2 protein-coding genes and 1 pseudogene are annotated in these 13,110 nt (G+C 44.8%); all 3 read left to right on the forward strand.

What is annotated here, in order from left to right:
- Positions 1 to 5 precede the first annotated feature (5 nt).
- The 3 genes and pseudogenes from RH949_RS08790 (at position 6) to RH949_RS08800 (ending at position 12,794) form a co-directional block, all read left to right on the forward strand.
- Complete coding sequence (locus tag RH949_RS08790) at positions 6 to 8,201, forward strand: PAS domain S-box protein (RefSeq protein WP_446352588.1); 8,196 nt, start codon at positions 6 to 8, stop codon at positions 8,199 to 8,201.
- 135 nt (positions 8,202 to 8,336) lie between these two features.
- A pseudogene (locus RH949_RS08795) lies at positions 8,337 to 8,677 on the forward strand (hypothetical protein).
- Positions 8,678 to 8,966: 289 nt separating this feature from the next.
- Complete coding sequence (locus RH949_RS08800) at positions 8,967 to 12,794, forward strand: PAS domain-containing protein (RefSeq protein ID WP_446352589.1); 3,828 nt, start codon at positions 8,967 to 8,969, stop codon at positions 12,792 to 12,794.
- The last annotated feature ends 316 nt before the right edge of the window (positions 12,795 to 13,110 follow it).

The raw sequence follows: 13,110 nt of genomic DNA on the forward strand, positions 1-13,110 counted from the left end.
AAAGTATGCTACATCCTGCTCAATCCCTAAAATCATTCCTAGCTAATGTTGCCGGAAACCTGCCTCTGAGAACCGTTATTATTGTTCCGTTTGTCCTGCAAATTGTCGGAACGGTGGGATTGGTTGGATATCTTTCCTATCGTAATGGTCAAAAGACAGTTGACAACTTAGCCTATCAGTTAATCGATGAGGTAGACAAGCGCGTCGAACAAAATGTGTACCATTATTTAGAGAGTCCTCACCAGGTTACTCAAAACCTTGCCGCTGCTATTCGTACTGGGGTTATAGACTGGAAAAATTTTCCGGGTTTAGAACGCTACTTCGCCCAACAACTGCAAATTCATAGCACAGTAAGTGGTATAGGAATTGCTACTGAAGAAAAAGACTTTCTAACTGTAGGAAAATCATTAGCAAGTGATTCTTTAATTATCCGTGTTCTTGATCAATCGACAAACTACACCTTTCACAGGTATACTGCCAATCTTCAGGGAAAGCGACTGAAACGCACCCCATATAGATATGAAATTGATCCCCACAATGATCCACCCGAAGGTGAGGCTTGGTATCCCGCGACAAAGCAAGCAGGTAAAGGAATTTGGCGTCCGGTTGTTACTTTATCCCAGGGTGTTGATCAACCCCTATTAATGATTGCTAATTTTTTTCCATTTAATGACTCAGATGGGACGTTTCAAGGGGTTGTGTCAGCTACCCTTTTTGTGCCTGAGTTGGCTGAGTTTCTAGAGGGTGTGGAAGTTGGTCAAGCAGGTCAAGTTTTCATTATTAATCAAAAAGGAGAACTGGTTGCTAGTTCTACGGGGGAAATTCCGTTTAAGCCAGGTTTGGATTCAGATTATCTCAAAAAATTAAATCCTCAAGACTGGAGGCTACCTGCTCAAAATAGTAGGAATTCTCTGACTAAAGCCTCTGTCAACGTTCTCTTGAATCAGGTGAATCACTGGTCTAAAATTAAACAGGCTCAAAAATTTAAGTTTAATTTTAACGACAATCGCTATTTCCTGCAAATTAACCCCATCCAGGAGCAATCTGGGTTGAATTGGTTGATTGTCACCGTTGTTCCTGAATCGGACTTTATGGCAGAGATTTATGCCAATACACGCACCACGATCGCATTGTGTATTGCGGCATTAATTGTGTCTATTTTACTGGGAATTAGTACCGCTCGCTGGGTGACAAAACCGATTCTTCAGTTAAATCTAGCCGCTGACGCGATCGCGCGGGGAGAATGGCAGCAATCAGTCCCGATTAACCGTCAGGATGAAGTCGGTCAACTGGCAAATTCATTTCAGACAATGGCAGCACAATTACGCCAGTATTTTACCGAACTGCAAGCCTCCAATCAAGCCTTAAGCCAAAGTGAACATAACCTAACTCAAATTCTAGAAGCCATACCCGTCGGCATATCAGTTCATGATGTAACTGGACAATTGACCTATGCCAATCAAAAATCAAAAGAGTTACTAGAAATTGAGACATTACCCGACGCCAAAATCGAGGACTTAGCTATAACCTATCAGATTTATCAGAGCGACACCCAGCAGTTGTATCCGGTAGAAAATCTGCCTGCCGTTCGCGCCCTTAATCGGGAACAAATGATAGTGGATGATCTGGAGATTCATCAACGGAATCAGATTATTCCTGTGGAAGCCTATGGAACACCACTATTGGATAAAAATGGGACAATTATTGGCGCAATTGTAGCCTTTTTTGATATCACCGAGCGCAAGCAAGCCGAGGCACTGCAACGGAATTACCATCGGATTCTAGAAGCCAATGTCGCTCAACGGACGGCTGAATTAAGGGACGCGAACGAACGATTAAAGGGAGAAATGGCGGAGCGTCAGTTACTCGAAGGTAAGCTGTATAGTTCTGAGCAGCAAATTCGGACGATTTTTGAAGCGATTAACGATATTGTCCTGATGATTGATGCTGAAAAAAATATCAACGTTGCACCGACAAAGCGAACCTACTTGTCCCCGGAAGACATTAACTTACTGAATGTCATTGTCGAGCAATTTTTTCAAGACCCAGGGGAACTTTTATTTACCCAAGTGCAACAGGTACTGGATAGCCAGCAACCCCTTTATTTTGACTATAATTTAACCCTCGATAACCACGAGATGTGGTTGACTATCTCCATTGCGCCTTTGTCCGATCAGGCGGTAATTTGGGTAGCGCGGGATATTAGCGATCGCAAACAGGTTGAAGACGCTCTCCGTACCAGTGAATACCTGTATCGCGCCATGGCGAGGAACTTCCCCAATGGAGCCATGTTCCTGTTTGACCCTAACCTACGCTATCTGGTGGCGGATGGTCAGGCGTTGACAGAAGCCGGACATCGCGGGGAAGCCTTGCTGGGGAAAACCCTCTGGGAGGTTTTACCGCCAGAAAATTGTGCCTTGGTGGAGCCACTCTATCATGCTGCGTTAGCTGGAGTTGAGCAGACTCAAGAAATTAGCTTTGGAGACTTCACTTATTTATGTCAGAGTACGGCGGTGAGAAATGATGCTGGAACCATCATCGCCGGGATGGTTGTCACCCAAAATATCACCGAACGTAAGCAGTTTGAACAAGCCTTAATCAGGAGCGAAAACCGCTTCCAAGAAATTGCCAAAACCGTAAGTCAGTTCTTCTTTGTCCGCTCCGCCAATTCTGGTGAGTTTCTGTACGTCAGTCCCGCCTACGAAACGATTTGGGGACGTTCTTGTGAAAGTCTATATCAACACCCAGAATCCTGGATAGAGGCGGTACATCCAGAAGATCGTCCGTTGGTTCTCAATTCCCTTAACCAACAGTTTCAAGGACATTCAGTGAAGCGGGAGTATCGGATTATTCAACCTAATGGTGAACAACGCTGGATTATCGCCGATGTTTCGGTGGTGCGGAATGAGGCGGGAGAACCCTTGCGGTTTGTCGGAGTTGCGGAAGATATTACCGAACGCAAACAAGCGGAGTTAGAACTTCAATCGATCAAAGAACGCTTACAATATCTGCTCACCGCGAGTCCTGCGGTTATTTTTAGTTCTCAAATTGAAGGCGATTACTCCGCCACGTTTATGAGTGAAAATGCTAGTACAATTCTTGGCTATAATGCTGAGAAGTTTATCCACAATGCCCAGTTTTGGTGTGAGCGAGTTCACCCAGAGGATAAGGCGGTGATGAACGAGGTTATACCGCAACTGTTTGCTCAGGGACATTGTACTTACGAATACCGTTTCCAACATGGGGATGGTACGTATCATTGGCTCACCACTCAACTGCGCTTGGTTCAGGATGAAACTGGGACTCCCATAGAGTGTGTGGGGTATTTAATTGATATTACTGAGCGCAAACAAGCGGAGGAATCCTTACGAGAGCAAGAGGAAGAATATCGTCGCATTGTCGAAACCGCCGATGAGGGAATTTGGAGTATCGACATGAACGGAAATACGATATTTGTTAACCCGAAAATGGCGCAAATGTTGGGGTGTTCAGTGGAGCAGATGCTGGGACAACCCATGTTTGCTTTTATGGATGAAGCGGGGAAAGCCATGGCTACCCGGAATTTAGAACGTCGCCGTCAGGGAATTCATGAAAAGCACGAATTTAAGTTCCGCCGCAATGATGGTTCAGATTTGTGGACGTTAATCGCTACGACTCCGATTTGTGATACATCGGGACAATGTACGGGAACCTTAGGGATGATTACCGATATTACCGATCGCAAACGAGCGGAAGACGCCCTACGCTATAGTGAACAACTCTACCGTACTATGGCAAAAAATTTCCCTAATGGGGCAATTTTCTTGTTTGATCACGAACTCCGGTATTTAGTCGCAGATGGTCAAGGATTAGGTCGCTCAGGCTCAGGATATAGTCGAAATATCTTAGAAGGACAAACGATTTGGGAGGTGTTATCTGAGCAAGAATGTGCGGTAGTTGAAACCCTGTATCGTGAGGCTTTAGCGGGGATAGAAAAAACCCTGGAAATGCCCTATCGAAATCGGATTCAACTGGTGCAAACGCGGGCGGTGCGAGATGAGGCGGGAGAGATTATTGCTGGGATGGTTGTCGCCCAGGATATCACGGAACGGAAGCAAACGGAGGAAGCCTTACGAGAAAGCGAAGCGTTTTTACGCAGTATTTACGAAGGCATTGAAGCGGCTGTCTTTATCGTTGATGTTCTGGAAAACGGTGAGTTTCGCTATGTTAGCATTAATCCCACCCATGAACGGATGTCCGGTCTTCGTAACTCAGAAATAAAAGGGAAAACGCCACATGAGGTATTAACACCAGACATTGCCGAGGCGGTGTGTCAACGGTATCGTCGCTGTCTGGCGGCGGGAGAGAAAATTACCTATGAACATTCGCTACAGGTTAATGGGAAAGACTCTTGGTGGATTAGTAATTTAACGCCACTGAAAGACAGCAACTCCCGCATCTATCGATTAATTGGCACAGCTCTTAATATTAGCGATCGCAAACAGATTGAACTCCAACTCAAGGAAAATCAACGGTTTATCGAAAAAATCATTAATGCTTCGCCGCAACTGCTTTATCTGTTTGACCCCACGGCGGAAACCGATCTCTATATTAATCGACAATCTCTGGATATATTGGGTTACACTCCCGCAGAAATTGTTGGACGAGGAATGCAGTTTTTCCTGGATACCTTGCATCCTGATGACTTACCGTTAATTGAGCGCAACCTGAACTTTTGGCACACGGCATCAGATAGCGATATCTTAACCACCGAGAGTCGATTTCGCCACAAAGATGGCTCGTGGTGTTGGTTACTGTCACGGGAAGTGGTATTTGAACGGGATGAAAATAACCAGGTGATTAAGATCTTGGGAACCTCTCAAGATATCACTGAACTCAAAGAAGCCGAAGACGCCTTGCGACGCTATGAACGGATTGTGTCATCAACAACTGATGCCATTTCCTTGGTTGATCGGGATTACACCTATCAAATTGTCAATCAAGCCTATCTGGATTGGAATCAAAAACACTATGACGAAATTGTCGGACATTCGGTGAGTAACTTGCTGGGAGAGGAGGTGTTTGTACAGGTAATTAAACCCAATTTAGATCGCTGTCTGGCGGGAGAAACCATAAACTATCAAGAATGGTTTGACTATCCGGGAGGGAAACAGGAGTTTATTAGCGTCACCTATATCCCTTATGTGGATGCAAATCAGCAGATTTCTGGCGTTGTCGTCAATTGTCGGAATCTCACCGAATTGAAACAGGTGGAAACTCAATTGCGGCAAACAAACCAGGAAATGCAAGCCATTTTTGATGCGTTTCCTGATATCCTATTTCGGCTGGCGGCGGATGGCACAATTCTGGATTTTCGCACCAAAAACTATCAGGCATTATATACCTCACCGGACTCATTTGTTAACCATAAAATTCAAGAGGTATTCCCGACTGATGCAGGAGAAAAACTCTATGCCGCGATTCAGCAAGTTTTGACAACTAAATCCCTAGTCAGTGTTGAGTATTCTTTACCCCTAAATCAAGAGGAACAATACTTCGAGGCGCGAATGGTTCCCCTGAATCAAAATGAAGTGATTGCCCTCACCCGAAATATTAGCGATCGCAAACAAGCTGAACTGGCTCTAGCCGCCTCTCAAGCGCGATTTGCCGGGATTCTAGAAATTGCCAAAGATGGGATTATTTCCGTGGATAGTGAACAACGGATTATCCTATTCAATCAGGGTGCAGAACAAATGTTTGGTTACAAGGCAGATCAAATATTAGGTCAATCTCTAGATTTACTCTTACCCCCTCGCGCCGCTACAATTCACCGCCAACATGTTACTAATTTTGCCCAATATGCGGGTAAAGCCCGACAAATGGGAGAACGCAATGAACTGTTTGGTCGCCGCCGGAATGGGACAGAGTTTCCTATGGAAGCCTCAATTTCTAAGCTAGACATCAATGGCGAAATTATCTGTACCGCCATTCTCCGAGACATTAGCGATCGCAAACAGGCTGAACTGGCATTGAGTCAGCAAAAAGAAATTCTCCAGACGATTTTTGATTCTATCCCAATCCTGTTGTGTTTCTATAAAGAAGGGGTTGAGGTAGAATTCATTAACCCAGCATTGGAGCAAACATTGGGATGGTCACTGGCAGAAATGCGAGATATTGATATTATGGCAGAGATTTATCCTGACCCAGACTATCGCACCTCAGTGTTAGACTTTATGCTCAAAGCCGATGGCACTTGGCAAGACTTTCAGACTCAAACCCGCAGGGGCGAAGTTCTGGAAATTACTTGGGCAAATATTCGCTTACCCGATGGTTCTACAGTGGGAATTGGTAAAGATATTACCGAACGCAAACAGGCAGAACTAGCCATACAAGAGCGCGAATACCAATTGCGTACTCTAGCCGATAATCTGCCCAATGGTTTAATTTATCAACTTGTTCGAGAACCCAATGGTCAGTTTTACTTCTCCTACATCACCGCCGGGATTGAACGATTAGTCGGCATTAAACCAGAGGTAATTATCCAGGATGCTAGTGTTTTATTTAACCTAATTGTTGACGAAGATCGTCAGCTAAATTACCAACTTAATGAAGAATCCTGGCGTAATCTTTCGATTTATGAGATGCAGATGCGGAAGCGAACACCTAGCGGTGATATTCGATGGTCTTATGTACGTTCTGCCCCCCGTCGTTTAGTCGATGGACGCACCGTTTGGGATGGGATTGAAATTGATATTACGGAACTTAAGAAAACCGAGATCGAATTAGCCCAAGCCAAAGACGCCGCCGAAGCCGCAAATCGTGCCAAAAGTGCGTTCTTAGCCTCAATGAGTCATGAACTTCGCACACCTCTGAATGGTATTTTAGGCTATGCTCAAATTCTCAAAACCAATTCCAATTTAACCCAAAAACAAAAGGACGGAATTGAAATCATCCACCAGTGCGGTGAACACTTACTCACCCTGATTAACGATATTTTAGACCTGTCGAAAGTGGAAGCGGGGAAACTGGAACTCTATCCCGAAGACTTTCATTTTCCCTCATTCCTCGTCGGACTCTGTGAAATATTTCGCCTCAAAGCCATTCAAAAAGATATCACCTTTAACTACAATCCTCCTACCCATATACCGCAAATCGTTCATGGGGATGAAAAGCGCCTGCGTCAAATCTTAATGAACCTGCTTTCTAATGCGGTTAAATTCACCGATACAGGGACTGTCACTTTTACAGTAAATATAATTCACAAAGGACAAATGACAAATGACCAAGGACAAATGACAAATGACAAAATCCGCTTCCAGGTTGAAGATACGGGAATTGGCATGAGTGCCGAAGACTTAGAGAAAATATTCTTACCTTTCGAGCAAATTAAGGAAACTTCTCGTCACCATGAAGGCACCGGATTAGGATTAGCAATTACTAAGAAACTCATCGCCTTGATGGGAAGCCAAATTCGGGTTGAAAGTCATCCCGGCGTAGGCAGTAAATTCTGGTTTGAGGTGGATTTACCGGAAGTCTCTTCTTCAGCCAAGTTTATTCCAGCAAAACCCCTGGATACAATTGTGGGGTATACTGGTGCTAAACGTAAAATCTTGATTGTAGATGATCGCTGGGAAAATTGCGCGGTTCTCAGGAGTGTTTTAGAACCCATTGGTTTTGAAATCCAAGAAGCCGAGAATGGACAAGAGGGATTAGAGAACGCGAGGGAATGGCAACCGGATTTGATTCTGGTTGATATTGTTATGCCTGTGATGGATGGACATCAGATGACGCAAGAATTGCGTCAAATTTCTGAGTTTAACACAACACCAATTATTGCCATTTCTGCTAATGCCTTTGCCACTAACCGCGTTGAGAGTTTAGAGGCTGGCTGTACTGATTTTATTACCAAGCCAATTGCCACCGAAGAGTTGTTACAGAAAGTTCAAGTGTATTTAAATATGTCATGGATTTATGAAGATAAAGCTGAACCCTCTAACTCGTATTTGGAATCAGGCGATCGCGTAATTCCGACTCAGGAGGAGTTAAGGCTTCTCTATGAAGCGGCGAGTCTGGGGGATGTTGCTGGGGTTGAGGAGGAAACGATGCGACTGCAAGATATTAATCCAGATTATATTCCCTTTGCCCTTGAAGTGTTGGGAATGGCGGCTCAGTTTGACTATGACAAAATTGTTGATTTATTGGATAATTGTTTTGGCGATTAGGGATTGGGATTTTTTTATTGATTATTCTCTAAGCAAGATCCCCGACTTCTGCAAGAATTCGGGGATCTGTCTGTGTACATCACTTACTTGAAAAGCGCTGTAAAATAGTACGTTATATCCTAGATAATTTTTCCCATGCAAGTTACCTTTGACCTTCCTGACGATGTAGCACAAGAGTTAACGCTCTGGAGAATTGCTTACCTCAAATTCTGGAACTGGGTTTACGAGAATTTGAGGCACACACTCATGTTGGTTTTTCGGGGATGGCTGAAGTCTTGGAATTCTTAGCAACTCTACCAACACCCGAAGAAATTATTGCCCTGCGCCCCTCTCCAGCTTTGCAAACTCAAATTCAAACCTTGTTGGAGAAAAATCGCACTGTCGGGTTAACACCTGATGAAGAAAAAATTTGGCAAAGTTATGAATATTTAGAACATTTGGTGCGAATGGCTAAGGCTAAAGCATTGCTGAGGTAGAGTGACAATTCGACTACTACGATTAAATCTTCGCGATCGCCTGCTTGAACGTCAACTGTTATGGCAAACTGGCAGGTTAAATTTACCGAATCGTTAAATGTAGGGGCGGGTTTAGGGATCAATGTTGATAGTCTGAGATAATTCAACAGACAAAACCCGCCCTCTTTACGGAAAATCGTCTCGCTGATGCTAGCTAAGTTAAATTTTGAGTAAAACTAGACTCCTTATCTACCCCATCCCGTGCCAAGCGAATAGAATGGCATTACCGGGCAAGGGAAACTAAGCTAAAATGTCACTCTATCCAAACTCTCAGTTACATCCAGATTCCCCAAACGAGTTGACGAACGTCTGGGGAGAGATGCAGAATTCTGAAGGATATGCACAAATTCTAGTCATCGATGATACGCCAGAGAATCTGAAACTGGTTTCGGATTTCTTGAGAGACGCTGGCTTTGAGGTGCGAATTGCTAAAAGTGGTGAGCAAGGGCTGAAACTCTTAGAGAAGCTGAATCCCGATCTGATCTTACTGGATGTGATGATGCCAGACATGGATGGGTTTGAAGCCTGTCGTCATCTGAAAGCCTGGGAGAAAACCAAAGATATTCCCGTCATTTTTATGACAGCGGCGGTGGATACGTCGAATTGTGAGGCGAAAGTCAAAGGATTATCCTTAGGGGCGGTTGACTATATTAGTAAGCCGATTCAACTGGATGAAGTGTTAGCCCGGGTTAAAATTCATCTACATCTCAAATTCTTAACCCAGCAACTCCAGAACCAAAACACCCAGTTGCACCAAGAAATCCGCGATCGCCAACAAGCCGAAGCCGAGTTAGCCGAACATGCGCGGCGGTTAGCTTTGCGTTCAGATATCGGATTTGCCTTGAGTCAGGAAAGTGAGTTATCCGCGATGCTGTTTCGCTGTACTCAGGCTTTTGTTCAACACCTTGATATCGCCTTTGCCCGAATTTGGACGCTGAATTCCCAAGACAATATCTTAGAGTTACAAGCCTCGGCGGGATTGTACACTCATATTAATGGCGCTCATGCTAGAGTCCCCGTGGGTGATTTAAAAATTGGTCGCATCGCTAGCCAACGCCAACCCCATCTCACCAATGATATTCTCAATGATCCGGAAATCACTGATCCAGACTGGGCGCGACGGGAAGGAATGGTATCCTTTGCTGGTTATCCCCTGATCGTAAACAATGAACTGGTGGGGGTTATGGCAATGTTCGCCCGTCATCCCTTATCCCTATCGACTCTGGATACCCTCGCCTCGGTTGCGAATGAAATCGCGGTGGGAATTGAACGCCAGCAACTGGATCAAGCCCTGCAAGAGTCTCAGCGCTGGTTACAGGCGATTAATGATGCCAATCCGAATATTATCTACATTCATGACTGGGTAGAACAACGTAATATCTACGCGAACCGGGAAATCCATGAAATTTTAGGTTACACCCCCGCAGAAATCCAACAGATGGGAAACCAGGTTCTCTCTAGGCTGATGCACCCGGATGATTTTGCCATCCTCTCGGATCATGCACAACGCATTAAATATGCCAACGTGGGGGAAGTCTTTGAGTTAGAGTACCGGATGCGCCACAAAAATGGGGAATGGCGTTGGTTATTTGCCCAAGAAACCGTGTTTAAACAGGATGCAGACGGGACAACCCAACAAACCCTGGGGACTGCGATTGATATGAGCGATCGCAAAACAGCCGAAGCCAACCTGCGCCTGTCTGAAGCCAGACTCACCGAAGCCCAGAAAATTGCATCTGTTGGTAGTTGGGAGTCTGATCTGCTGACGGGAGAGATTATTTGGTCAACGGAACTCTTCCGAATTTATGGGCTAGAACCTCAACTAGAACCGCTCACCTATAAGCAACATCTGAGTTGGATTTATCCCGATGATTGTCCTTTATTTACCAAACAGGTAAAAAACGCGATCAAGACTCCTCAATCCTATACGATTGAATATCGAATTATTCGTCCCGATGGTGAAATTCGCTATCTAGAAGGTCGAGGTCAACCTGTCCTGAATGCCCAAAATCAGGTGATTAAACTAATGGGAACCGTTCTGGATATAACAGAACGCAAGCAAGCCCAAATGGTGCTAGAACAGCAAAATGATCTCCTGAAACAGATTGCTTCCGATGCTCCCCTCCCCGATATTTTGGCAGCCTTAACCCAATTTGTTGAGGAACGCTCTGGGCAAATGCGCTGTTCCTTTCTCTTAGTCGATGAACAGGGGAAACTGCGCTTAGGTGCAGCACCGAGTTTACCTGATACCTATAATCAAGCGATCGATGGTGTGGAAATTGGGGAGGGCGTAGGTTCCTGTGGTACGGCGGCGTATCGCCAAGAAACGGTTATTGTCACCGATATTGCCACTGATCCCTTATGGGCAGATTATAAAGACTTAGCCTTAGCTCATGAGTTGCGAGCCTGTTGGTCTGTCCCCATTTTATCCAGTAATGGCAGCATCTTAGGTACATTTGCTGGGTATTATCACCAACCGCAAACCGCAACTAACCTAGATCAAGACTTAATTGACCAAATTCTCTACCTTGCCAAAATTGCCATCGAACGGGCGCGATCGCAAGCCGCCTTACGCCAAAGTGAAGAACGCTTACAACTAGCATTAGACGCTTCAGGAGATGGGTTATGGGATTGGAATGTCAACACCGCAGAGGTGTATTTCTCCCGTCACTGGTTTGATATGCTGGGTTATGAGCGTGATGAACTCTCAGGACACGTCAGCACTTGGGAAAACCTGATCCATCCCGATGATAAACCGGGGGTGATGGAACTGTTAGAGGCGCATTTACACAATCACTCCATCCCCTACAAATTAGACTATCGACTCCGAACGAAATCCGGGAACTATAAATGGATTTCCAACTACGGGAAAGTCGTCGCTGAGGATGAAAACGGTTCACCCCTGCGGATGACAGGTACTCACCGGAATATTAGCGATCGCAAACAAATGGAATTAGAATTGCAGGAATCAGAAACCCGCGAACGGAAAAAAGCCAAAGCGCTACAAGACACCCTGAAAGAATTAAAACGCACCCAAGCCCAACTGATCCAAACCGAGAAAATGTCCAGTTTAGGGCGGATGATTGGTGGTGTAGCCCATGAAATCAATAATCCCGCCAACTTTATCTACGGCAATATTACTTATGCCCGTAACTATTTCCAAGACTTATTACATCTGGTGCAACTGTATCAGCAAACCTATCCTCAACCCACCGCCGAGATTCAGCAACTGAGTGAGGATATCGATTTAGAGTTTATGGTCGAGGATTGGTCTAAGGTGATCAACTCCATGGAAGTCGGGATTCTACGCATCGAAAAAATTGTGCGATCGCTCAAAAGCTTTTCCAAATTAGATGAAGCAGAATTAAAACCTGTTGATATTCATGAAAGCATAGATAACACCCTGTTCATGTTACAGCACCGACTCCGGGCTGAAGGCAATCGCCCAGAAATTCAAGTGATTAAACACTATAGCCAACTTCCCAAAGTTGCCTGTTATGCCAGCCAGTTAAATCAAGTCTTTATCAATATCTTTGATAATGCGATTGAAGCCTTAGACTGTAAAGCCGAACCTCGATTGATTACGATCACCACCGAAGTCTCTAATAATAGAGAATCGGGAGGTACACAGGAGCGTGTAGAGACGTGCCATGGCGCGTCTGAAAGTAGGGGAAATGAGGAGGTTAACTCAACAGTCAGTCAGGGCGGATTTCGCACAAACGTTATCATCAATAGCGAAACGAAAATTCCTAAATCTGCCCCTACAAACCAGGTTCCAGATCAGCCTAGCCTTGGGTCAACACTCAACACTAAAAACTTCCCCCAATCCATTATTATTCGGATTAGCGATAACGGAATTGGCATGAGTAAAAATGTGCGTCAGCATATCTTTGACCCGTTTTTCACCACCAAACCAGTGGGAAGTGGCACAGGGTTAGGGTTAGCCATAAGTCACCAGATTATCGTAGACAAACACCAAGGTAAAATTAGCTGTGTATCTGATTTAGGCAAAGGCACAGAATTTATTATCGAAATTCCCGTTAATTTAAGTGAATCCAGGACATCTAAACCCTTTTAAAATCAGGTTGTTAGCGACATTAATATCTTCAAAGATAAAGTCTTATTGACATCTTTATTGACAGATGAAGATCACCAGATGAGGTATGGAATTAGCGAAGCGTTGTGCAGGGGGTATGGGGGAGGCACTCGTCCCCCATCGGGGGGTCTGGGGGGCTGGTCCCCCAGAAAAAACTGCTATCTTTGACCCTATCTGTGACAAAAAGAAATGGGCTAAAAGCCCTCAAAACTCGGTCAGGGCGGGTTTGAAGAAAGGTTATCATCAATAGCGACATTCAAACCCATAAGCTGTTGGGCATTTAAACCTTAATGTCAGT

This window comes from Coleofasciculus sp. A1-SPW-01, assembly GCF_040217205.1.
Lineage (GTDB): Bacteria > Cyanobacteriota > Cyanobacteriia > Cyanobacteriales > Coleofasciculaceae > Coleofasciculus > Coleofasciculus chthonoplastes_A.